General features: G+C 70.2%; 19 protein-coding genes, 1 tRNA gene and 1 pseudogene. 10 read left to right on the top strand and 11 right to left on the bottom strand.

Features of this window, described 5'->3' with window-relative positions:
• Positions 1–6: 6 nt before the first annotated feature.
• The 4 genes from ACGFZQ_RS30745 to ACGFZQ_RS30730 all read left to right on the top strand — a co-directional run bounded on the left by ACGFZQ_RS30745 (position 7) and on the right by ACGFZQ_RS30730 (position 6,377).
• Complete coding sequence (locus tag ACGFZQ_RS30745) at positions 7–1,515, top strand: cytochrome ubiquinol oxidase subunit I (RefSeq protein WP_351749076.1); 1,509 nt, start codon at positions 7–9, stop codon at positions 1,513–1,515.
• Positions 1,516–1,533: 18 nt separating this feature from the next.
• Positions 1,534–2,541, top strand: coding sequence for a cytochrome d ubiquinol oxidase subunit II (gene cydB / locus ACGFZQ_RS30740; RefSeq protein ID WP_393843064.1), 1,008 nt, complete (start codon positions 1,534–1,536; stop codon positions 2,539–2,541).
• Between the two features lie 113 nt (positions 2,542–2,654).
• A complete protein-coding gene (gene cydD / locus ACGFZQ_RS30735; protein ID WP_393843063.1) occupies positions 2,655–6,227 on the top strand; it encodes a thiol reductant ABC exporter subunit CydD in 3,573 nt (1,190 codons plus the stop codon).
• A gap of 6 nt (positions 6,228–6,233) precedes the next feature.
• Positions 6,234–6,377: a hypothetical protein gene (locus ACGFZQ_RS30730; protein ID WP_393843062.1), complete on the top strand. Its 144-nt coding sequence runs from the start codon at positions 6,234–6,236 to the stop codon at positions 6,375–6,377.
• 61 nt (positions 6,378–6,438) lie between these two features.
• On the opposite strand, the gene ACGFZQ_RS30725 is transcribed toward ACGFZQ_RS30730, so the two are convergent.
• From ACGFZQ_RS30725 to ACGFZQ_RS30695, 7 genes and pseudogenes are all read right to left on the bottom strand, one after another.
• Entirely contained in the window at positions 6,439–7,326 is an 888-nt protein-coding gene (locus ACGFZQ_RS30725) for a Cof-type HAD-IIB family hydrolase (protein WP_351749085.1), read from the bottom strand.
• A gap of 115 nt (positions 7,327–7,441) precedes the next feature.
• On the bottom strand, positions 7,442–8,344 hold the full coding sequence (locus ACGFZQ_RS30720) for an LLM class flavin-dependent oxidoreductase (RefSeq protein WP_351749087.1): 903 nt from the start codon (positions 8,342–8,344) through the stop codon (positions 7,442–7,444).
• Between the two features lie 42 nt (positions 8,345–8,386).
• Positions 8,387–8,862 (bottom strand): annotated as a pseudogene (locus tag ACGFZQ_RS30715) (hypothetical protein).
• Between the two features lie 7 nt (positions 8,863–8,869).
• Positions 8,870–9,439, bottom strand: a complete 570-nt coding sequence (locus tag ACGFZQ_RS30710; protein ID WP_393843256.1) for an RNA 2'-phosphotransferase — start codon at positions 9,437–9,439, stop codon at positions 8,870–8,872.
• A 175-nt stretch (positions 9,440–9,614) separates the two neighbouring features.
• Positions 9,615–10,565: a MerR family transcriptional regulator gene (locus tag ACGFZQ_RS30705; RefSeq protein WP_393843061.1), complete on the bottom strand. Its 951-nt coding sequence runs from the start codon at positions 10,563–10,565 to the stop codon at positions 9,615–9,617.
• Positions 10,562–12,322 carry an SDR family oxidoreductase gene (locus ACGFZQ_RS30700; protein ID WP_393843060.1) on the bottom strand — a complete coding sequence of 587 codons (1,761 nt, stop codon included), beginning with the start codon at positions 12,320–12,322 and terminating at the stop codon, positions 10,562–10,564. The genes ACGFZQ_RS30705 and ACGFZQ_RS30700 overlap by 4 nt, the downstream gene beginning before the upstream one ends.
• Positions 12,319–13,170, bottom strand: coding sequence for a M24 family metallopeptidase (locus tag ACGFZQ_RS30695; protein ID WP_393843059.1), 852 nt, complete (start codon positions 13,168–13,170; stop codon positions 12,319–12,321). Before ACGFZQ_RS30695 ends, ACGFZQ_RS30700 begins: the two co-directional genes overlap by 4 nt.
• Positions 13,171–13,395: 225 nt before the next feature.
• Here ACGFZQ_RS30695 and ACGFZQ_RS30690 point away from each other — a divergent pair, with 225 nt between their 5' ends.
• From ACGFZQ_RS30690 to ACGFZQ_RS30665, 6 genes are all read left to right on the top strand, one after another.
• The gene (locus ACGFZQ_RS30690) at positions 13,396–14,361 is read left to right on the top strand and encodes an ABC transporter ATP-binding protein (RefSeq protein WP_393843255.1); all 966 of its coding nucleotides are present in this window, start codon (positions 13,396–13,398) and stop codon (positions 14,359–14,361) included.
• Positions 14,351–15,259 (top strand): ABC transporter permease, encoded by a 909-nt coding sequence (locus tag ACGFZQ_RS30685; protein ID WP_393843058.1) that lies wholly within the window; start codon positions 14,351–14,353, stop codon positions 15,257–15,259. Before ACGFZQ_RS30690 ends, ACGFZQ_RS30685 begins: the two co-directional genes overlap by 11 nt.
• Positions 15,256–16,167 carry an ABC transporter ATP-binding protein gene (locus ACGFZQ_RS30680; protein ID WP_351695749.1) on the top strand — a complete coding sequence of 304 codons (912 nt, stop codon included), beginning with the start codon at positions 15,256–15,258 and terminating at the stop codon, positions 16,165–16,167. The genes ACGFZQ_RS30685 and ACGFZQ_RS30680 overlap by 4 nt, the downstream gene beginning before the upstream one ends.
• 10 nt (positions 16,168–16,177) lie before the next feature.
• Positions 16,178–16,897, top strand: a complete 720-nt coding sequence (locus ACGFZQ_RS30675; protein ID WP_351695747.1) for an ABC transporter permease — start codon at positions 16,178–16,180, stop codon at positions 16,895–16,897.
• A gap of 78 nt (positions 16,898–16,975) precedes the next feature.
• Positions 16,976–17,188 (top strand): hypothetical protein, encoded by a 213-nt coding sequence (locus tag ACGFZQ_RS30670; protein ID WP_351749106.1) that lies wholly within the window; start codon positions 16,976–16,978, stop codon positions 17,186–17,188.
• A gap of 203 nt (positions 17,189–17,391) precedes the next feature.
• Positions 17,392–17,479 (top strand) — tRNA-Ser (locus ACGFZQ_RS30665).
• A gap of 18 nt (positions 17,480–17,497) precedes the next feature.
• Here ACGFZQ_RS30665 and ACGFZQ_RS30660 read toward each other — a convergent pair.
• The 4 genes from ACGFZQ_RS30660 to efeB all read right to left on the bottom strand — a co-directional run bounded on the left by ACGFZQ_RS30660 (position 17,498) and on the right by efeB (position 22,494).
• Positions 17,498–18,295 (bottom strand): HAD family hydrolase, encoded by a 798-nt coding sequence (locus tag ACGFZQ_RS30660; protein ID WP_351744688.1) that lies wholly within the window; start codon positions 18,293–18,295, stop codon positions 17,498–17,500.
• On the bottom strand, positions 18,292–19,569 hold the full coding sequence (gene serS / locus ACGFZQ_RS30655; RefSeq protein WP_393843057.1) for a serine--tRNA ligase: 1,278 nt from the start codon (positions 19,567–19,569) through the stop codon (positions 18,292–18,294). Before serS ends, ACGFZQ_RS30660 begins: the two co-directional genes overlap by 4 nt.
• Positions 19,570–20,099: 530 nt before the next feature.
• Positions 20,100–21,035, bottom strand: coding sequence for a prephenate dehydratase (pheA, locus tag ACGFZQ_RS30650; protein WP_351744683.1), 936 nt, complete (start codon positions 21,033–21,035; stop codon positions 20,100–20,102).
• 175 nt (positions 21,036–21,210) lie between these two features.
• Positions 21,211–22,494: an iron uptake transporter deferrochelatase/peroxidase subunit gene (efeB, locus tag ACGFZQ_RS30645; protein WP_393843056.1), complete on the bottom strand. Its 1,284-nt coding sequence runs from the start codon at positions 22,492–22,494 to the stop codon at positions 21,211–21,213.
• Between the last annotated feature and the right edge of the window lie 8 nt (positions 22,495–22,502).

Below are 22,502 nucleotides of genomic sequence, written 5' to 3'. Positions count from 1 at the left end.
GACGACGTGGACCTGGCCCTGGCGCCGGAGACATTGGCGCGTTGGCAGTTCGGCATCACCACCGTCTACCACTTCCTGTTCGTCCCGCTGACGATCTCGCTTGCCGCCCTCACGGCCGGACTGCAGACCGCATGGGTGCGCACGGAGAAGGAGAAGTACCTCAGGGCGACCAAGTTCTGGGGCAAGCTCTTCCTGATCAACATCGCGATGGGTGTGGTCACCGGCATCGTGCAGGAGTTCCAGTTCGGCATGAACTGGTCCGACTACTCGCGGTTCGTCGGCGACATCTTCGGTGCCCCGCTCGCCTTCGAGGCACTGATCGCCTTCTTCTTCGAGTCCACCTTCATCGGGCTGTGGATCTTCGGCTGGGACAAGCTGCCCAAGAAGATCCACCTGGCCTGCATATGGATGGTTTCCATCGGCACGATCCTGTCCGCGTACTTCATCCTCGCGGCCAACTCGTGGATGCAGCACCCCGTCGGCTACAAGATCGACAAGGCGAAGGGGCGGGCCGAACTCACCGACTTCTGGGCCGTACTCACCCAGAACACCGCGCTGGCCCAGGCCTTCCACACGCTGTCCGCGTCCTTCCTGACCGGCGGCGCGTTCATGGTCGGCATCGCCGCCTTCCACCTGTTCCGCAAGAAGCACATCACCGTGATGAAGACCTCGCTGCGGCTCGGCCTGGTCACCGTCGTCATCGCCGGCATGCTCACCGCGATCAGCGGTGACACCCTCGGCAAGGTCATGTTCAAGCAGCAGCCGATGAAGATGGCCGCCGCCGAGGCCCTGTGGGACGGCCAGAAGCCGGCGCCCTTCTCGATCTTCGCCTACGGCGACGTCAGCAAGGGCCACAACACCGTCGAACTGTCCGTCCCCGGCCTGCTGTCGTTCCTGGCCGACGACAACTTCAACTCGTACGTCCCCGGCATCAACGACACCAACAAGGCCGAGCAGCAGAAGTACGGCGCCGGCGACTACCGGCCCATCATCCCGGTCACCTTCTGGGCGTTCCGCTGGATGATCGGCTTCGGCATGGCGTCCTTCGCCATCGGTCTGGTCGGACTCTGGCTGACCCGTAAGAAGTTCATGCTGCCGCAGCATCTGCGGGTCGGTGAGGACGAGGTGCCGCATCTGGTCCTCTTCAAGAACAAGGCCCTCAGCCCGAAGCTCGGCAGGCTGTACTGGCTGGTGGCGATCTGGACGCTGGGCTTCCCGCTGATCGCCAACTCCTGGGGCTGGATCTTCACCGAGATGGGCCGTCAGCCGTGGGTCGTCTATGGCGTCCTGCAGACCCGTGACGCCGTCTCCCCCGGTGTCTCCCAGGCCGAGATCCTCATCTCGATGATCACCTTCACCGCGCTGTACGCCATCCTCGCCGTCATCGAGGTCAAGCTGCTCGTGAAGTACATCAAGGCCGGCCCGCCCGAGCTCACCGAGGACGACCTCAACCCGCCCACGAAGATCGGCGGCGAGGCGCGTGACGCCGACAAGCCGATGGCCTTCTCGTACTAGGCCGAGGGAGACGCAGTCATGGAACTTCACGACGTCTGGTTCGTCCTGATCGCCGTCCTGTGGACCGGCTACTTCTTCCTGGAGGGCTTCGACTTCGGGGTCGGCATCCTCACCAAGCTGCTCGCCCGTGACCGGCCGGAGAAGCGGGTGCTGATCAACACGATCGGCCCGGTCTGGGACGGCAACGAGGTGTGGCTGCTCACCGCGGGCGGCGCGACCTTCGCCGCCTTCCCCGAGTGGTATGCCACGCTCTTCTCCGGCTTCTATCTGCCCCTGCTGGTCATCCTGGTCTGTCTGATCGTCCGGGGCGTCGCCTTCGAGTACCGGGCGAAGCGTCCCGAGGAGAACTGGCAGCGCAACTGGGAGACCGCGATCTTCTGGACCTCGCTGATCCCGGCGTTCCTGTGGGGCGTGGCCTTCGGGAACATCGTGCGGGGCGTGAAGATCGACCAGCACTTCGAGTACGTCGGCAACGTCTGGGACCTGCTCAACCCGCACGCCCTGCTCGGCGGACTCGTGACGCTGACCCTGTTCACCTTCCACGGCGCGGTGTTCACCGCACTCAAGACCGTGGGTGACATCCGGGTGCGGGCGCGGAAGCTGGCGACGAAGGTCGGTCTGCTGGCCGCCGTGCTGGCGCTGGCCTTCCTGCTGTGGACGCAGGCCGACAGCGGAGACGGCAAGAGCCTGGTGGCCCTGGTGGTGGCGGTCGCCGCGCTGGTCGCCGCACTCGGGGCCAACCTGCGGGGCCGTGAAGGATGGGCGTTCGCCCTGTCCGGCGTGACCATCGTGGCCGCTGTGGCGATGCTCTTCCTGTCGCTCTTCCCGAACGTCATGCCGTCGTCGCTCAACGCGGACTGGAACCTCACGGTCTCCAATGCCTCGTCGAGCCCCTACACCCTGAAGATCATGACGTGGCTCGCGGCGATCGCCACACCGCTCGTCATGCTCTACCAGGGGTGGACGTACTGGGTGTTCCGCAAGCGGATCGGTACGCAGCACATCGCAGCCGAAGCCGCACACTGAGTCGGCGCTGAGTCCGCCTTAACCCCGCATCGACCCTGCACTGAGTCCGCATGAGTCCAAGGAGTGGGTGTTTCACGTGAAACACCCACTACGGACCGAAGGGCATGTTTCACGTGAAACCAATCGATCCGCGTCTGCTGCGCTACGCCCGAGCCACTCGTCTCTTCCTGATCGCGGTCGTCGGCCTCGGTGCGGTCGGGGCCGGGCTGGTCATCGCCCAGGCGATGCTCATCGCCGAAGTGGTGGTCGGCGCGTTCCAGCACGGCCACTCGGTATCCGAACTCCGCACTCCCCTGCTGTTGTTGGCGGCCGTCGCCATCGGCCGGGCACTGGTCTCCTGGCTGACCGAGCTGGCCGCGCACCGGGCGAGCGCGGCCGTCAAGTCCGAACTGCGGGGGCGGCTTCTCGACCGGGCGGTGGCGCTCGGGCCCGGCTGGCTGAGCGGTCAGCGGACCGGGTCGCTGGTCGCCCTCGCCACGCGAGGCGTCGACGCCCTCGACGACTACTTCTCCCGCTATCTGCCCCAGTTGGGGCTGGCGGTTGTCGTACCGGTCGCGGTGCTCGCGCGGATCGTCACCGAGGACTGGGTGTCCGCGGCGATCATCGTCGGCACTCTGCCGCTCATCCCGCTCTTCATGGTGTTGATCGGCTGGGCCACCCAGTCCCGTACGGACCGTCAGTGGAGGTCGCTGTCCCGGCTGTCCGGCCACTTCCTGGACGTGGTCGCCGGGCTGCCCACGCTGAAGGTGTTCGGGCGGGCCAAGGCACAGGCCGAGTCCATCCGCCGGATCACCGGCGAGTACCGGCAGGCGACCATGCGGACCCTGCGGATCGCCTTTCTCTCCTCCTTCGCGCTGGAACTGCTCGCCACGCTGTCGGTGGCGCTGGTCGCCGTGACCATCGGTATGCGGCTGGTGCACGGAGACATGGACCTGTACATCGGGCTGGTCATCCTGGTGCTGGCGCCCGAGGCGTACCTTCCGCTGCGGCAGGTGGGTGCCCAGTTCCACGCGGCGGCGGAGGGGCTCGCGGCGGCGGAGGAGATCTTCGCCGTGCTGGAGACGCCGGTGCCGGTGTCCGGTGCGGGGGAGATCCCTTCCGATGCCGCCCTGGCCTTCGAAGGAGTGACGGTCCGCTACCCGGATCGCTCGGCGGACACGGTGACCGATGTGTCGTTCACCGTGGAACCTGGCGAGACCGTCGCACTGGTCGGCCCGAGTGGCGTGGGCAAGTCGACGCTGCTGAACGTGCTGCTGGGGTTCGTGCGGCCGGTGGCCGGTCGGGTGCGGATCGGGGGAGCCGAGCTCGGCGAGGTGGACCTGGAGGCGTGGCGGTCGCGGATCGCGTGGGTGCCGCAGCGGCCGCATCTGTACGCCGGGACGATCGCCGAGAACGTACGGCTCGCACGTCCCGACGCGGACGACGAGGCGGTACGGCGGGCGTTGCGGGACGCGGGGGCGCTGGAGTTCGTGGACGCGTTGCCGGACGGCGCCGGGACCGTGCTCGGTGAGGACGGGGCCGGATTGTCCGCCGGGCAGCGGCAGCGGCTGGCGCTGGCGCGGGCGTTCCTTGCGGACCGGCCTGTGCTGTTGCTGGATGAGCCTACGGCTGCGCTGGACGGGGCGACCGAGGCGGAGGTTGTGGCGGCGGTACGGCGGCTTGCCGCGGGGCGGACGGTGTTGCTGGTGGTGCACCGGCCGGCCCTGCTCTGTGCGGCGGACCGGGTGGTGAGGCTCTCCGGCAGCGAGGCCCCCGGAAGGCCCCGCCCCCTGGACCAGCCCCTTCGCCCACCCACCACCCGACTCGGTCAATTGGAAAGCGAGGCGAGCGAGCAGCCCGGTCGGCCGGAAAGCGGCTCGGCGGGGCGGTTCGGGCTGTCTGTGCGTGGGGCTGTGGAGACGGCGGGTGTGTCTCAGCAGGGTGTTCTGAGGCGGGTTCGTGCGGCCTCTGGGGCTCGGCGGGGGCGGTTGTTGCTCGCTCTTCTGCTGGGGGCTCTCGCGCTCGGCAGCGCTGTGGGGTTGATGGCGACCTCCGGGTGGTTGATCTCGCGGGCCTCGCAGCAGCCGCCGGTGCTGTATCTGATGGTCGCTGTGACGGCTACGCGGGCCTTCGGTATCGGGCGGGCCGTGTTCCGGTACAGCGAGCGGCTCGTGTCGCACGACGCCGTGCTGCGGATGCTGGCCGACACCCGGGTCGCCGTGTACCGGCGCCTTGAACGGCTCGCACCTGCCGGGCTTCGGACGACCAGGCGCGGGGACCTGCTCAGCCGGCTCGTCGCCGACGTGGACACCCTCCAGGACTACTGGCTGCGCTGGCTGCTGCCCGCCGGGGTCGCGGTGGCCGTGTCCGCCGGGGCCGTGGGGTTCACGGCCTGGCTGCTGCCCGCGGCGGGCGCCGCTCTGGCCGTGGGGCTGCTGGCGGCCGGCGTCGGTGTTCCGCTGGTGACCTCCGCCGTGGCCCGACGCGCCGAGCAGCGGCTGGCACCCGCCCGCGGCCTGCTCGCGACCCGCGTGACCGACCTGCTCACCGGCACCGCCGAACTGACCGTCGCCGGCGCGCTGCCCGCCCGTACCGGCGACGCCCGGCGGGCCGACGGCACGCTCACCCGGATCGGCTCACGGGCCGCCGCCGCCACCGCCCTCGGTGACGGACTGACCGCTCTGCTGACGGGCCTGACCGTCGCCGCCACGGCGCTGCTGGGCGCCCAGGGGGTCGCCGACGGCCGACTGAGCGGAGTGGCGATGGCGGTCGTCGTGCTCACGCCGCTGGCCGCTTTCGAGGCCGTGCTGGGGCTCCCGCTCGCCGTGCGGCACCGGCAGCGGGTGCGCAAGAGCGCCGAGCGCATCTACGAGGTGCTGGACGCGCCCGAGCCCGTACGGGAGCCCGAGCGGCCCCGCCAGATACCCGCCGCGCCTTTCCCCGTCGTGCTGAAGGGCCTGTCCGCACGCCACGAGGGCCAGCGTCGGGACGCGCTCGCCGGGCTCGACCTCACCCTCCACGAGGGGCGCCGGATCGCCGTGGTCGGTCCCTCCGGCTCCGGCAAGACGACCCTCGCCCAGGTCCTGCTGCGGTTCCTCGCCCCGGACGCTGGCTCCTACACGCTGGCCGGCGTGGACGCGTACGGCATGGACAGCGACGACGTACGCCGGCTCGTCGGGCTGTGCGCCCAGGACGCGCACCTCTTCGACAGTTCCGTACGCGAGAACCTGCTGCTCGCCCGCAAGGACGCCACTGAGGAGGACCTGCGGGACGCGCTGGGCCGGGCCCGGCTGTTGGACTGGGTGGACGGGCTGCCCCATGGGGTCGACACCCTGGTCGGCGAGCACGGGGCCCGGCTGTCCGGGGGCCAGCGGCAGCGGCTGGCGCTCGCCCGGGCGCTGCTCGCGGACTTCCCGGTGCTCGTCCTGGACGAGCCCGCCGAGCATCTCGACCTGCCCACGGCGGACGCGCTCACCACGGATCTGCTGGCCGCCACCGAGGGCCGTACGACCGTGCTCATCACCCACCGGCTGGCGGGCCTGGAGGCCGTGGACGAGGTGATCGTGCTCGACGAGGGCCGGGTGGTACAGCGCGGGCCGTACGCGGAGCTGGCCGCCGTGGCCGGGCCGTTGCGGGGGATGGCGGAGCGGGAGGCGGCGACGGAGTCACCGGCGGACGCACCTCAGGGCCTGGTGGGAGCGTCTTAGGACCGAGTGGAGCGCCTCGGGGACTCCGGTGCCTCCCGGATCGAGGTCGTCGTCGAGGCCATGGTGACGCTGCCCCACGGGCGAAAGAGCGCCCGGCTGACGGTCGCCGAGGACGGGGTCGCATCCCCGACGGGGGCGGGACGACGATGACCTGGCCGGCGCCGCACTGAAACCGGAGCCGGCAGCCTGTGCCGTACCGAATCCGGCGGTTTCAGATGCGCGCGGCCAGCAGCTGTTCGATCACGACCGCCACACCGTCCTCGTTGTTGGCGACCGTACGGCCGGAGGCGGCGGCGATCACGTCGGGGTGGGCGTTGCCCATCGCGTACGACTGCCCGGCCCAGGTCAGCATCTCGACGTCGTTGGGCATGTCGCCGAAGGCCACGACCTCCTCGTGCGAGATGCCGCGCTCGGCGCACTCCAGGGCCAGCGTGCTGGCCTTGGAGACCCCCGGACCGCTGATCTCCAGCAGGGCGCTGGGGCTGGACCGGGTGACGTTGGCGCGCTCGCCGACGGCGAGGCGGGCGAGGGCGAGGAACGCGTCGGGGTCGAGGTCGGGGTGGTAGGCGAGGATCTTGATCACGGGCTCGCCGGCGCTCGGGCCGTCGGCCGCGAGGATCTCCTCGGCGGCCAGCAGATGGTCCGGTGTCTCCAGGTGCAGCTTGGGATAGGCCGGCTCCTGGTGGAAGCCGTACGTCTGCTCGACCGCGTACACCGTGCCGGGCGCGGCGTCGCGCAGCAGCCGTACCGCGTCCAGCGCGTTCTCCCTGGCCAGTTCACGCACCTTCACGAAGCGGTGGGCGCCGGGGCCGCCGTGCAGGTCGACCACGGCGGCGCCGTTGCCGCAGATGGCCAGGCCGTGGCCGTGGACGTGGTCGCTGACGACGTCCATCCAGCGGGCCGGGCGGCCGGTGACGAAGAAGACCTCGATGCCCGCCTCCTCGGCTGCGGCCAGCGCGGCGACCGTCCTCGGGGAGACCGACTTGTCGTCGCGCAGCAGGGTGCCGTCGAGATCGGTGGCGATCAGCCGGGGGGGAGTCGCGAAGGCGGAGGTCTCGGGCTGTCGGGTCGCTGAGGTCACCGGGCCATTCTCGCGCATATGCCCGCACGCCAGTGCGGTGCTCCGCACAGATGAGACACAGACGACTTCCGAAGCGTCCCTGGGGCCCTGTCCGCCCGCTCGGCCCACTCTCCTCGGCTCCCGCCCGTCGGCCTCAGGCCAGTTGGGCCGGGGCCTCCATGGCGATCTGCTCGAAGACCTTCTCCTCGGCCGCGAAGTCCGAGTCGGGGATGGGCCAGTGGATCACCAGCTCGGTGAAGCCCAGCTCCTGGTGACGGCCCGCGAAGTCCACGAAGGCGTCCAGGGACTCCAGCGGCCGGGCACGGTCCGGGGTGAACCCCGTGAGCAGGACCTTCTCCAGCTCCGACGCGTCCCGGCCGACCGCCGCGCAGGCCTCGCCGAGCTTGACCGTCTGACCGCGCAGCGCCTCGACGGACTGCTCGGGCGTGCCGTTCTCGTACAGCTTCGGGTCGCCGGTGGTCACCCACGCCTGCCCGTACCGCGCGGCCAGCTTCAGCCCGCGCGGGCCGGTGGCCGCGACCGCGAAGGGCAGCCGGGGCCGCTGTACACAGCCCGGGATGTCGCGCGCTTCGTGGGCCGAGTAGAACTCGCCCTCGGACGTCACGGAGTCCTCGGTGAGCAGCCGGTCGAGCAGCGGCACGAACTCGGCGAACCGGTCGGCGCGCTCGCGCGCGGTCCACGGCTCCTGGCCGAGCGCGGTGGCGTCGAAGCCGGTGCCGCCGGCGCCGATCCCCAGCGTCACCCGGCCGCCGGAGATGTCGTCGAGGGAGATCAGCTCCTTGGCGAGCGTCACCGGATGCCGGAAGTTCGGCGAGGTGACCAGCGTGCCCAGACGCAGCCGGTCGGTGACGGACGCGGCGGCGGTCAGCGTCGGAATCGCACCGAACCACGGGCCGTCCCGGAAACTGCGCCAGGACAGGTGGTCGTAGGTGTACGCGGTGTGGAAGCCCAGCTCCTCGGCCCGCGTCCACGCGGCGCGGCCGCCCTCGCTCCAGCGGCGGTACGGCAGGATCACGGTGCTCAGACGCAGACTCATGCGTCCGAGACTAAGGGGCCCCGGCGACAGTGGACGAAACGGTCACCGTATGCGGCCGCTCAGCCACGGCGTGAGGAAGCTCGCACTCAGGTGCTCCTTGTACGTACGGTCCCCGGGCAGCGGTACGACCAGCGAGGCCGTCGGCGGGAAACGGCGGGCGCGGACATGGGCCAGCCCGCCGAAGACGGCGCGGAGAAAGGCCGGCACGTCGTCGCGCGGGAGGTCGTGGAACGCGACGCCCTCCACCGTGATCAGCGCGTCGTCGTCCGGGTAGAGCCGCACGCTCACCCGGGGCACCCGCCGAACTCGGCGTATGCCTCGTGCGGCAGCGAGCCGTCCGGGTCCGCGGTGACCCCGAAGCCCGCCGCGCTGCGCGGGGAGGTCTGGTCCGCGCCGATGTCGTGCGTCACCTCGATCTCGCGGCCGCACTCGGCGGCGATCACGCGAAGAGCGGTCACGGCCGCCTCGGTCGTGGGGAGGAGGTCGCTGCGGTCACTCTGGTCCATACCAGCCATCATGCAGGGGTCAGTGCGGGTCGGGGAAGCGCAGGTATTCCGGCGGTACGGCCCTCGTCAGCCACACCCCGTTCGCGCTGACGTGGAAGACATGGCCGGCTCGGTGCATCGCGCCGGCGTCCACCGACAGCACGACCGGGCGCCCGCGCCGGGCACCTACCCGGGTCGCGGTCTCGCGGTCGGCGGACAGATGCACGTCGTGCCTGCTCATCGGGCGGAGACCCGCGGTCCGGATCGCGTCCAGGTACCGGGCCACGGTCCCGTGGTAGAGGTACGGCGGCGGGGTCGCCGGGGGCAGTCCGAGTTCGACGTCGATGCTGTGGCCCTGGCTGGCGCGGATCCGGGCGCCTTCGATCGCGAAGCGCTGCTTGTCGTTGGCGGCGACGACGTGGTCGAGTTCCTCGCGGGTGACCGGGAAGCCGTGCGCCGCTGCCGCCGCGAGCAGCGTGTCGATCTCCACCCAGCCGGCCTCGTCGAGCGTGAGGCCGATGCGTTCCGGCTGGTGGCGCAGGTGCTTCGAGAGGTACTTCGACACCTTCACGGTGCGCCGGTCGTCCCACGTCCTGTCGTTCTGTCCGATGTTCGGCTTGTCGTTCTTTTCGCGGTGCGGTCTGTGGCTCTTCTTGTCGTTCACGCCACCAGCGTGCCGGGAGAGACGCGGATCACGCAGATATTTTTTGCCGAAGGTTTGATCCACAACCAAGTGCGGTTATCCACAGGGGAATTGGCCGTGCTGTGGACAACCGCTGGGCGATTCAGGGCGTTTCGTCAAGATCGTTAACGGGGACGTGATGTGCGGTCAGCGCGTCCAAGTGGCGTGCGCGCGCCTCCCGTTCGGCGGCCAGGGCGATGAACTCGGCGATGTGGTCCGGGCCAACCAGGCGTCGTACGGCCTGAATCGTGTCGGCGGGGAGAGACACGGTACGCGTCTCCTCCCGGGACTTCGGCTGCTCCCCGGTACCGAGTCGCCGGCGCACCTCGCGGGTGGCGAACAGGCGCATGGCCCGGGCCAGTTCGGCGTCCACCGTCTGCTGGGCGAGCGGGCGCAGGCGCCGGACCAGGGAGGCCGCCTCGGCCGCTTTCGCGTCGGTGCGGTGGTGCGGGTCGTCGAGGTAGCGGGCGAAGACGTGCTCGGTGGTGAACTCGAGGAAGCGGGCGGCGATGTGCTCGACCTGGGTCCTCAACTCCCGCAGATGGTCCGAGATCGCGGAGAGCGGTACCCCCGCCGCGTACAACTCGGCTGCCACGGCCAGCTCTTGGGGACTGGGGACCAGGAAGGAGTCGGGGTCGCCCGGCACCGGTTCCAGGACGCCGAGTGCCACGGCCTCGGCCACGGCCGTGTCGTCGGGGGTGCCGCCGAAGCGGGCGTCCAGGTCGGCACGGGAGAGACGGGCCGGTTCCTCGTCGCTCCAGGGGCCCTCGGCCTCGGTGACGAGGCCCAGGACACCGGCCAGGCCGCGGCCGGTGTCCCAGGCGTCGAGGAGGTCCTTGATGGAGGCGAGGGTGTAGCCGCGGGCGAGGAGGTCGGCTATCTGGTGGAGGCGGGTGAGATGGGCGTCGGAGTAGAGGTTGGCGCGGCCCTGGCGCTCCGGGCGGGGCAGCAGGCCTTTGTCCTGGTAGGCGCGGATGGTTCGGACGCTGGTCCGGGAGTGGTGGGCCAGGTCTTCGATGCGGTACGCCTTGTGCGGTGAGGGGTCGGCCGTCACAGCCTCGGCTCCATCCTCGCGATCCTCCGCAGCACCCCCGGCGCCACCCGCGACAGCACCCGCGCCCCCCGCGCCTCCGGTGTCACCGGTACCACCGCCCTGTTGTGCTCCACCGCCTCCAGAATCGCCGAAGCCACCTTCTCCGGCGGGTAGTTCCGCATCCCGTACAGGCGGGCCGAGCGTTTCTGCCGCCGTCGTTGCTCCTCCTCGTCGACCCCTGTGAAGCGGGCGGTCGACGTGATGTTGGTGTTGACGATGCCGGGGCAGATCGCGGTCACGCCGATGCGCTGAGCGGCGAGTTCGGCGCGCAGGCACTCGGACAGCATCAGGACCGCCGCCTTGGAGGTGCTGTAGGCCGGCAACACCCGTGAGGGCTGGAAGGCGGCCGCCGAGGCGACGTTCACGATGTGGCCGCCCTGGCCGCGGTCCGCCATCCGCGCGCCGAACAGGCGGCAGCCGTGGATCACGCCCCAGAGGTTGACGTCCAGGACCTTGCGCCAGTCCTCCGTGGTCGTCGTGAGGAACGAGCCGGAGAGGCCGATTCCGGCGTTGTTGACCAGTACGTCAAGGACCCCGTGCTCGCGGTGGACCCGCTCGGCGAGCTTCTCCATGGCCTGTTCGTCGGAGACGTCGGCCGTCTCGGCCCAGGCGTCCGCCGCTCCGATCAGCCGGGACAGCTCGGCGGTGCGGACGGCGGCCTCCGCGTCCCGGTCCACGGCCACCACGCGCGCGCCCGCCTCCGCGAACGCGAACGCCGTGGCCCGGCCGATGCCGCTGCCCGCGCCGGTGACCAGCACCAACTGGCCGCCGAACCGCTGGGCATGGCGGTCCGCCCGCTTCGGTTCGGTGCCCCGGCCGTCCTCGACGGAGATCACGAACTCCTCGATCCAGGACGCCACCTGGTCCGGCCGGGTACGCGGGACCCAGTGCTTGTCGGGCAGGGTACGGCGGCTCAGCTGGGGTGCCCAGCGCTCCAGGTCGTCGTACAGCCGCGCGGAGAGGAACGCGTCGCCCAGGGGCGTGATGAGCTGCACGGGTGCGTGCGCGTACGCGTCCTCGCGCGGGCGGCGCAGCCGGGACCGTACGTTGTCGCGGTACAGCCAGGCACCGTGCGCCGCGTCGGAGCGGAGGGAGCCGGTCGGGTAGTCCCCGGCGGGGAGCTTCTCGGCTCGTCGGAGGATGCCCGGCCAGGCCTTGCCGAGCGGGCCGCGCCAGGCCAGTTCGGGGACGACGGGGGTGTGCAGCAGGTACACGTACCAGGACTTGGCGCCCTGGCCGAGGAGCTGGCCCACCCGGCGGGGTGTCGGGCGTTTCACGCGCGCGTTGATCCAGTGTCCGAAGTGGTCGAGGGACGGCCCGGACATCGAGGTGAAGGAGGCGATACGGCCCTCCGTGCGCCCCACGGTGACGAACTCCCAGGACTGCACCGAGCCCCAGTCGTGGCCGACCAGGTGCACCGGGCGGTCCGGGCTCACCGCGTCGATCACGGCCAGGAAGTCGTCGGTCAGTTTGGCCAGCGTGAAGCCGCCGCGCAGCGGTTGCGGTGCGGTCGAGCGGCCCTGGCCCCGGACGTCGTACAGCACCACGTGGAAGCGGTCGGCCAGGCGGGGCGCGACCTCGGACCAGACCTCCTTGCTGTCCGGGTAGCCGTGGACGAGGACGACCGTCGGCTGTGCGGGGTCGCCCAGTTCCGCCACGCACAGTTCGATGCCGCCGGTGTGCACCCGGCGTTCGCGTGCGCCCTTCAGTGCCGTCACTTGTCCTCCGCCCAGCGCCGCACGTGCGGCAGATCGTCGTCCAGCCAGAAGGCGCTCTGCTCGGGGTCCCGGGAGTCGGTGACCACGAGGATCTCCTCGAACTTGGCTCCGGTGCCCCGGAAACCGAGGTGTGGTTCGACCGCCCACAGGCCCGGCTGGGGCGGATGGTCGGAGAAGCGGTACGGCGACCACAGGGGCGACCAGCCCTCGCGGTGGCCGTGCAGGGCGTCGGCGGCGAGGCCCTTCAGGGACTGGGTGCCGAACCCGAAAAGATGAGGTGACCAGCGGCGCTGTTTCACCCGGTCCACCTTGTGGGCGATCACGCCGAACGGGTAAGCGCGGTGCCGGTTGGCGTAGCCCTGGCGGATCATGAGGCGGTCCACGTCCTCGTAGATCTCGCGCAGCGGGCGCCGCTCGCGCACCTCGCGCAGGATCAGCTCCCGGTGTGCCTCCAGGTCGGCCATGAGCCGGTCCTGTACGGGGTTGATCCCGAGGGAGCCCGAGTAGCCGATGTCGGCCGTGTAGCCGTCGTACACCGGGGCCAGGTCCAGGATGAACGGCATCCCGGGGGCCAGCCGGCGGTCGGTCGGGAAGAACTGCAGCGGTATGCGGAAGTCCGTGAACGCGGTGCGGTCGCCGAACCAGGCGAAGGGGAGGTGGAACCAGTCCCGTACGCCGCGGGCGCGGAGCCACTCGCGCTGCATCCGGGCCGCCTCGCGCTCGGTGACGCCGGGCTCCAGCCGGGCCGCGATCGCCTCCGCGCATTCGTAGGCGAGTCGCTGCACCCGCCGGAAACCCTGGAGCTCCGTCGCGCGTTCGGAGAGTACGTCGTGCGCTGTCGTCGTCATCCGCCCCGTCCCCATCGACTGCGGTACGCGTCCGTAACTTGACACTGGTGAATGTGACAGTTGTTAGAGGCGACGTCAATAGGTGATGCAAGTCCTGTGGATAACTCTGCGTAGCCCTTAAGCAGGGGATCCCCTAGGGTCCCGTAATACTCGAGAGTGACGCGAAGACGGCTCCAGGGTCTGACGACCTCCGTGGTCCACATCACTACCTTCGATGGCGTGACTGTGATCGCGACCGAAAGCCTGAGCAAGCGGTTCCCCCGGGTGACCGCGCTCGACCGGCTGTCCGTGGACATCGGACCCGGTGTGACCGGACTCGTCGGAGCCAACGGCGCCGGCAAGTCCACCCTGATCAAGATCCTGCTGGGTCTGTCCCCCGCCAGCGAGGGCCGAGCCGAGGTGCTCGGCCTCGACGTGGCGACCAAGGGTGCCGCCATCCGCGAGCGGGTGGGTTATATGCCGGAGCACGACTGCCTGCCGCCCGACGTCTCGGCCACCGAGTTCGTCGTGCACATGGCCCGCATGTCCGGCCTGCCGCCCGCCGCCGCGCGCGAGCGCACCGCCGACACCCTGCGCCATGTCGGGCTCTACGAGGAGCGGTACCGCCCCATCGGCGGCTACTCGACCGGCATGAAGCAGCGCGTGAAACTCGCCCAGGCCCTGGTGCACGACCCGCAGCTGGTCTTCCTGGACGAGCCGACCAACGGCCTCGACCCGGTCGGCCGCGACGAGATGCTCGGCCTGATCCGCCGCATCCACACCGACTTCGGCATCTCGGTCCTGGTCACCTCGCACCTGCTCGGCGAACTGGAGCGGACCTGCGACCACGTGGTCGTCGTCGACGGCGGCAAGCTGCTGCGCTCCAGCTCCACCACGGACTTCACCCAGTCCACGACCACCCTCGCGATCGAGGTCACCGACAGCGACGCGCACCCCGACGGCACCCGCGCGGTGCGCGACGCGCTGCACGCGCGCGGGGTGGAGACGGACAACGAGGGCGGCGGCCTCCCCGGCGCCGGCCACATCCTGCTGCTCACCGCCCAGGGTGAGGAGACGTACGACCTGGTACGGGACGTCGTCGCCGACCTCGGCATCGGCCTGGTGCGCATGGAGCAGCGCAGGCACCACATCTCCGAAGTGTTCACCAGCAGCGACGAGCAGCGGAAGGAGGCGGCCGTCCATGGCGGTTGAGCAGCCCCTGGCCACCCCCGCGGGTGACCAGTCCCGTATCCACGACATCGGCTACCGCGGCTACGACGGCCCGCGCCTGGGCCGCGCCTACGCCCGCCTGTCCCTCTACTCGCAGACCCTGCGGGGCTCCTACGGCCTCGGCCGCTCGGTGAAGTCCAAGGTGCTGCCGATGCTGCTGTTCGCGGTGATGTGCGTGCCGGCGGCCATCATGGTGGCCGTCGCCGTCGCCACCAAGGCGCACGACCTGCCGGTGTCCTACACGCGGTACGCGATCATCATGCAGGCCGTCATCAGCCTGTACGTCGCCTCGCAGGCACCCCAGGCCGTCTCCCGCGACCTGCGCTTCAAGACCATCCCGCTGTACTTCTCGCGGCCCATCGAGACCGCCGACTACGTCCAGTCCAAGTTCGCGGCCCTGGGCTCGGCACTGTTCATCCTCACCGGCGCCCCGCTGGTCGTGCTGTACGCGGGCGCCCTGCTGTCCAAGATGGACTTCGCCCACCAGACGAAGGGGTTCGGCCAGGGACTGCTCTCGGTGGCCCTGCTGTCCCTGCTGTTCGCCGGCATCGGTCTGGTCATCGCCTCGGTCACGCCGCGCCGCGGCTTCGGCATCGCCGCGGTGATCGCCGTCCTGACCATCTCCTACGGCGCGGTCTCCACCCTCCAGGCCATCGCCGACGCCCAGGGCAGCACCGGCGCCATCCCGTGGATCGGCCTGTTCTCGCCGGTCACCCTGGTCGGCGGCCTGAGCACCGCCCTGCTCGGCGGCACCAACACCTTCCCGGGCGGCGACGGGCCCTCCCACGCCCAGGGCGCGGTGTACCTGCTCGTCATCGTCGGCCTCATCGCCGCCTGCTACGGCCTGCTGCTGCGCCGCTACAAGAAGGTGGGACTGTGACCACGCTCTCCATCGACCATGTCTCCCGCTGGTTCGGCAACGTGGTCGCCGTCAACGACATCACCATGACCATCGGCCCCGGCGTCACCGGCCTGCTCGGCCCCAACGGCGCCGGAAAGTCCACCCTCATCAACATGATGGGCGGCTTCCTCGCCCCCTCCACCGGCACGGTCACCCTCGACGGACAGCCGACCTGGCGCAACGAGGCCATCTACAAGCACATCGGCATCGTCCCCGAGCGCGAGGCGATGTACGACTTCCTCACCGGCCGCGAATTCGTCGTCGCCAACGCCGAGTTGCACGGCCTCGGCGCCAAGGCCGCCCAGAAGGCGCTGGCGACGGTGGAGATGGAGTACGCGCAGGACCGCAAGATCTCGACGTACTCCAAGGGCATGCGCCAGCGCGTGAAGATGGCGTCCGCCCTGGTCCACGACCCCTCGCTGCTCCTGCTCGACGAGCCCTTCAACGGCATGGACCCGCGCCAGCGGATGCAACTGATGGACCTGCTGCGGAAGATGGGCGACGAGGGCCGCACCGTGCTGTTCTCCTCGCACATCCTCGAAGAGGTCGAGCAACTCGCCTGGCACATCGAGGTCGTGGTCGCCGGACGGCACGCGGCCAGCGGCGACTTCCGCAAGATCCGCCGTCTGATGACCGACCGTCCGCACCGCTACCTGGTCCGCTCCAGCGACGACCGCGCCCTCGCGGCCGCGCTGATCGCCGACCCGTCGACCTCGGGCATCGAAGTCGACCTCACCGAGGGCGCGTTGCGCATCCAGGCCGTCGACTTCGGCCGCTTCACCGCCCTGCTGCCGAGGGTCGCCCGCGACCATGGCATCCGGCTGCTCACGGTCTCGCCGTCCGACGAGTCCCTCGAATCCGTGTTCTCGTATCTGGTCGCGGCGTAGGAGGCCGAAGATGTACGACCCCACAGTCGCCCGGCTCACTTATCGAGCCCTGCTCGGCCGCCGCCGAGCCCTCATCCTGGGGGCGCTGCCCCTGCTGCTCATCGCGATCTCGGTGGTCGTCCGCGGCCTCGCCGGCGCCGACGACCAGACGGCCTCCGACCTGCTCGGCGGCCTCGCGCTCGCGACCATGGTGCCGATCATCGGCGTCATCGCCGGCACGGGTGCGATCGGCCCGGAGATCGACGACGGCTCGGTGGTGTACCTGCTGTCGAAGCCGATCAAACGGCCCACGATCATCCTCACCAAGCTGATCGTGGCGATCGCCGTGACGATGGTCTTCTCGGCCCTGCCGACGCTGATCGCGGGCTTCATCCTCAACGGCAACGGTCAGCAGATCGCCGTCGCCTACACGGTGGCCGCACTGGTCGCGTCGATCGCCTACGCGGCGCTCTTCCTGCTGCTGGGCACGGTGTCCCGGCACGCGGTGGTCTTCGGGCTCGTCTACGCCCTGGTCTGGGAGGCCCTGTTCGGCTCCCTCGTTCCGGGCGCGCGCACGCTGAGCGTCCAGCAGTGGTCCCTGGCGGTCGCCCACAAGGTGACGGGCGGCGAGCTGGTCACGTCGGACGTGTCCCTGGCGACGGCCACGGTGCTGCTGATCGCGGTGACGGTCCTGGCGACCTGGTACGCCGGTCAGAAGCTGCGCTCGCTGACGCTGGCGGGCGAGGAGTAGACGCCAGGCTTATTGACGGGGGCTTCACCTCTGTCCAGTCACACTGACAAAGCGGGTGTACTGCGTAGGAGGCGCGGGATGGCTGAGGGTTTCGGAGACGGGGACTGGGACGGGGTTGTCCTGGACGAGGACTTCATACGGTCCGCGGGGACTTCGGAGCCGTCCGCGCGGGCGCGGATGCTGGCGGCGAAGTGGAAGGCCGGGGGGCCGGAGCCGCAGCCGTGGCGGTCGGACGAGCCGCCGGCCGGGTGGTTCTTCAGCAAGGGGCGGCGTAAGTGGTGGCGTCGGTAGGCGCGTTTAATTCGGTGGCTCCCAACTCGGTTCACAGGCACAGTTGTTGTGTCAGCCCCCGAACCGGGAGAGGAGCCGGACGATGTCCATGCACGACAGTACGTCCCGCTCCCGTCAGGGCAGCCCGCGGCGGATCGCCGTGTAGCTGCCCGGGGCGGCCGCTTCGAGCACGCGATGGTCGCTCTCGCGTGGGCCGCCCACCCGGAGGATTGGCCGAGTGGTAAGGCACTGGCTTGCTAAGCCTTGGTCGGGCCTGAAAAGCCCGCGCACGTTCGATCCGTGCATCCTCCGCAACGCTTTGAAGGCGCCTCAGCCCAGCAGACGCTCCAACACCACCGCGATCCCGTCCTCCTCGTTGGAGGACGTCACCTCGTCCGCCACGGCCTTCAGCTCCTCGTGGGCGTTGGCCATGGCCACTCCCCGGGCCGCCCAGGCGAACATCGGGATGTCGTTGGGCATGTCGCCGAAGGCGATCGTGTCGGCGGACTTCAGGCCCAACCGGCGCGCGGCCAGCGACAGGCCCGTCGCCTTCGACAGCCCCAGCGGCAGAAGCTCCACGATTCCCTCGCCCGCCATGGCGACCGTGACGAAGCCGCCGGCCGTGTGACGTGCCACCTCGGCCAGTTCGTCGTCGGAGAGCTCGGGGTGCTGGATGTAGATCTTGTTCAGCGGCGCCGTCCAGAGATCCGCCGCGTCCGTGAACGGAGTCGACGGGAGCTTGCCCGTCACCGCGTACCCCGGCCCCACCAGCACCTCGCCGTCGAGGCCGTCGCGGCTCGCGGCGAGGTACAGCGGGCCCGCCTCCGCCTCGATCTTGGCCAGGGCGACCCCGGCCAGCTGGCGGTCCAGCGTCACGGACGTCAGCAGGCGGTGCGACCCGGCGTCGTACACCTGCGCTCCCTGACCGCACACGGCGAGGCCGTGGTAGCCGAGGTCGTCGAGGATGGGCCGGGTCCAGGGGACGCCGCGGCCGGTGACGACGATGTGCGCGGCGCCCGCCGCGGTGGCCGCGGCGAGCGCGTCACGGGTGCGCTGCGAGATCGATTCGTCGGGGCCGAGCAGTGTGCCGTCGAGGTCGGTGGCGATCAGCCCGTACGGGAAACTCACCGGGACACCGGCTCCAGGACCTCTCGGCCGCCCAGGTACGGGCGCAGCACCTCGGGGACCCGGACCGAACCGTCGGCCAGCTGGTGGTTCTCCAGGATCGCCACGATCGTGCGCGGTACGGCGCACAGCGTGCCGTTCAGCGTGGCCAGCGGCTTGACCTGCTTGCCGTCGCGGACCCGGATCGACAGCCGGCGGGACTGGAACTCGGTGCAGTCCGACGTCGACGTCAGCTCGCGGTACTTGCCCTGCGTCGGGATCCACGCCTCGCAGTCGAACTTGCGGGCGGCGGAGGAGCCGAGGTCACCGGTGGCGACGTCGATCACCCGGAACGGCAGCTCCAGCGAGGCCAGCCACTGCTTCTCCCAGGCCAGCAGGCGCTGGTGCTCCGCCTCCGAGTCCTCGGGGGCGACGTAGGAGAACATCTCGACCTTGTCGAACTGGTGGACGCGGAAGATGCCCTTGGTGTCCTTGCCGTGCGAACCGGCCTCGCGGCGGAAGCAGGGCGAGAAGCCGGCGTAGCGCAGCGGGAGGCGCTCGGCGTCGATGATCTCGTCCATGTGGTACGCGGCGAGGGGCACCTCGGACGTGCCGACCAGGTAGAGGTCGTCCTTGTCGAGGTGGTAGACGTCCTGGGCCGCCTGGCCGAGGAAGCCGGTGCCCGCCATGGACTGCGGCCGGACCAGCGCCGGGGTCAGCATCGGCGTGAAGCCGGCCTCGGTGGCCTGCGCGATCGCCGCGTTGACCAGCGCCAGCTCCAGGAGGGCGCCGACACCGGTCAGGAAGTAGAAGCGGGAGCCGGAGACCTTGGCGCCGCGCTCGACGTCGATCGCCCCGAGCAGCTGGCCCAGCTCCAGGTGGTCCTTGGGCTCGAAGCCCTCGGCACCGAAGTCGCGGATCGTGCCGTGCGTCTCCAGGGTGACGAAGTCCTCCTCGCCGCCGACGGGCACGTCGGGGTGGACGAGGTTGCCGAGCCTGAGCAGCAGCTCGTGGGTCTCGGCGGCGGCGGCGTCACGCTCGGCGTCGGCGGTCTTCACGTCGGCGGCGAGCTGGCCGGCCTTCTTCAGCAGCTCGGCCTTCTCGTCACCGGCGGCCTTGGGGATGAGCTTGCCGAGCGACTTCTGCTCGTTGCGCAGCTCGTCGAAGCGGACGCCGGAGGACCTGCGCCGCTCGTCGGCGGAGAGGAGGGAGTCGACGAGCGCGACGTCCTCTCCACGGGCGCGCTGGGACGCGCGCACACGGTCGGGGTCCTCACGGAGCAGGCGTAGGTCAATCACGGAGCCAAGGCTACCGGTGTGGGGTTGCCCCCCACGAATCACTATTGACCCGTGTTCCGAATCGCGACTTACGTTCCGTTATGAGGGAATTGCCGAGCGTGTCAATAAAAAGTGTCTCACTCCCCGAGACGGGGCATGCGGGCGGCCTGCGGTTGACTGGATTCCCTTGCGGGGAGCGGGACTTGGAGGCCCGGTTGTCCACAGGAATCCACGCCCTCCCGAGAGTTATCCACAGGCTGTGTGGACAGAGTGTGGACTTCGAAATGGATCACTTCGAAGCCGACGCCTGAAGAGAGGAATTCCCCGCCCAAACCTGGACAACACCCACTTTCGAGTGGAAAGGAGTCGCTCCAAAAGATGAACCATGGGAAACGAGTGGACGAAGGGTGACGTGAGTGATCACCGGCTCGCCTGTGGACCGTAGGCCGATTTGTCGACAGAGTCAGGTGATGCTGTCGACTTGTCCCCAGGTCGAGTTGGGGGCCTGTGGATAACTTCTGTGGATAACGAAGATGTGAACGTATGGCCGGTTAGAAACGGCCGTCCTGGCAGCGCGCCACCCAGTCCGAGGCCGCCATGAACTCCTCGTCCGACGTCCCCGGCCGCGTCGGCTCCGCGGTCTCGCCCGGCTTGATGTCCGCACGCGGGTACGAGCCGAGGAACCGCACCTGGCGGCAGATCCGCTTCAGCCCCATCAGGGCCTCCGCCACCCGGCGGTCGGAGATGTGCCCCTCGGCGTCGACGCAGAAGCAGTAGTTGCCGATGCCGGCGCCGGTGGGCCTGGACTGCAGCAGCATCAGGTTGATGCCCCGGGTGGCGAACTCGCCGAGCAGATCGCGCAGCCCGCCGGGGTGGTCGTCGTTCTGCCAGAGCACGACCGAGGTCTTGTCCGCGCCGGTCGGGGCCGCGGGCCGGGCCGGACGGCCGACCAGGACGAACCGGGTCTGCGCGTTCTTCGCGTCGTGGATCTCGGTCTCCAGGGCCTCCAGGCCGTACCGCTCGGCCGCGAACTCACCGGCGAACGCGGCGTCGTAGCGGCCCTCCTGCACCAGCCGGGCGCCGTCCGCGTTCGAGGCGGCGGACTCCCAGAGGGCGTCGGGGAGGTGGGCCCGCAGCCAGTTGCGGACCTGCGGCTGGGCGACCGGATGCGCGGTCACCGTCTTGATCTCGGAGAGCTTGGTGCCCGGGCGGACCAGCAGCGCGAAGGTGATCGACAGCAGCACCTCGCGGTAGATCGTCAGCGGCTCGCCCGCGACCAGCTCGTCCAGGGTCGTGGTGACCCCGCCCTCGACGGAGTTCTCGATCGGCACGAACGCGGCCTCGGCCTCGCCGCTCCGTACCGCGTCCAGCGCGGACTGCACGGAGACGTACGGGATCAGCTCCCGGGTGGCCGCCTCCGGAAGCGTGCGCAGGGCGACTTCGGTGAAGGTGCCTTCGGGACCGAGATACGCGTAGCTCGCTGGCATGTCCCTCACCCTAATGGGCGCAAGGGAGCAGGGCTCACTTGTCTCGTCGGAACCACTCGACCGGGTGGTTTGAAACCCGGAAACGCGCCAATAGTGATCAGAATCCACGGTGGTAACGCGGCCACCGCGCGGAATCCACTAAGCACCCGGAATCCACTGCACGAGATACCCGGCCTCAGCCCTCCAGCAGCCGCTGCCCCACGTACTCCCCGTCGGCCGCCCCGCCCGGCACCGCGAACAGTCCGCTGGCCTCGTGCCGGATGTACTGCGAGAGCGCGTCCCCGCGGTCCAGCTTCCGCTGCACCGGTACGAACCCACGCAGCGGATCCGCCTGCCAGCAGACGAAGAGCAGCCCCGCGTCCGGCGTCCCGTCGGCATCGATGCCGTCGTGGTACGAGAACGGGCGCCGCAGGATGGCCGCGCCCCCGTTCTGGTCGGGCCTGGTGATCCTGGCGTGGGCGTTGATCGGGACGACGTACTCGCCGTCGGCCCTGGCCTTCTCCAGGTCCATCGCCGTCGTCTCGGTGCCCCCGGACAGCGGCGCCCCGTTCGACTTCTTGCGCCCGATCACGTCCTCCTGGGCCGCGAGCGAGAGCTTCTCCCAGTCGTCGAGGAGGATGCGGATCCGGCGTACGACGGCGTAGGAGCCGTTCGCCATCCAGGCGGGGCCGTTCGAACCGCTCGCCGGAACGAAGATCCGCTGATCGAAGTCGGAGTCCGCCGGCTTCGGATTGCGGGTGCCGTCCAGCTGGCCCATGAGGTTGCGGGCCGTCATGGGGTGGGCGGTGGCGCCGGGGGTGCGGTTGAAGCCGTTCATCTGCCAGCGGACCTTGGCCGCGCTGCCCGCGTCCTTCTGGACGGCGCGCAGGGCGTGGAAGGCGACCAGGGCGTCGTCGGCGCCGATCTGTACCCATAGGTCGCCATTGCTGCGCGCCCTGTCGAGGTGGTCGGAGGAGAAGTCGGGCAGCGGGTCCAGGGCGGACGGGCGCTGCTTCTCCAGGCCGGTGCGGGCGAAGAAGCTGTTGCCGAAGCCGAAGGTGATCGTCAGCGACGAGGGACCGGCGTCACGGGCCACATCCGTGTCGTCCTGTGTCATCGCCTCGCCCGCCATCAGCCGCTCGGCCGTCGTCGACCAGCGACGCAGCAGCGCGGCGGCCTCCTTCCGGCCTGCGCCCGCCGCCAGGTCGAAGGCGATGAGATGGCCGCGCGCCTGGAGGCCCTCGGTGATGCCGGGCTGATGTTTCCCGTGAAACATCGCCCGGCCGGAACCCACCGAGCTGAGCGGGGTGGCCTGTGCGGGCGCGGCCGCGTAGCCGACGCCCGCGCCCGCCGCGCCGAGGACGAGTCCGGTGGCCCCGGCGGTGCCGAGCAGCGCGCGCCGGCTGACGCCTTCGGCCGGGGGAGCCGACGGGCTTTCCTCGGTGACCGACGGACGGAGGGACTGGGACGGTTCAGCCATGGTGCGGT

The sequence above is a fragment of the Streptomyces sp. NPDC048254 genome (assembly GCF_043201895.1).
GTDB lineage: Bacteria > Actinomycetota > Actinomycetes > Streptomycetales > Streptomycetaceae > Streptomyces.
This window is presented reverse-complemented; position numbering and strand designations above follow the sequence as displayed.

What these genes read in the sequence shown, in the direction of transcription:
- cydB (WP_393843064.1), top strand. Translation starts at nt 1,534, where the DNA reads ATGGAACTTCACGACGTCTGGTTCGTCCTGATCGCCGTCCTGTGGACC.
- ACGFZQ_RS30725 (WP_351749085.1), bottom strand. Translation starts at nt 7,326, where the DNA reads ATGCGCGAGAATGGCCCGGTGACCTCAGCGACCCGACAGCCCGAGACC.
- ACGFZQ_RS30695 (WP_393843059.1), bottom strand. Translation starts at nt 13,170, where the DNA reads ATGACGACGACAGCGCACGACGTACTCTCCGAACGCGCGACGGAGCTC.
- ACGFZQ_RS30720 (WP_351749087.1), bottom strand. Translation starts at nt 8,344, where the DNA reads ATGAGTCTGCGTCTGAGCACCGTGATCCTGCCGTACCGCCGCTGGAGC.
- pheA (WP_351744683.1), bottom strand. Translation starts at nt 21,035, where the DNA reads ATGCCAGCGAGCTACGCGTATCTCGGTCCCGAAGGCACCTTCACCGAA.
- ACGFZQ_RS30685 (WP_393843058.1), top strand. Translation starts at nt 14,351, where the DNA reads ATGGCGGTTGAGCAGCCCCTGGCCACCCCCGCGGGTGACCAGTCCCGT.
- ACGFZQ_RS30675 (WP_351695747.1), top strand. Translation starts at nt 16,178, where the DNA reads ATGTACGACCCCACAGTCGCCCGGCTCACTTATCGAGCCCTGCTCGGC.
- efeB (WP_393843056.1), bottom strand. Translation starts at nt 22,494, where the DNA reads ATGGCTGAACCGTCCCAGTCCCTCCGTCCGTCGGTCACCGAGGAAAGC.
- ACGFZQ_RS30670 (WP_351749106.1), top strand. Translation starts at nt 16,976, where the DNA reads ATGGCTGAGGGTTTCGGAGACGGGGACTGGGACGGGGTTGTCCTGGAC.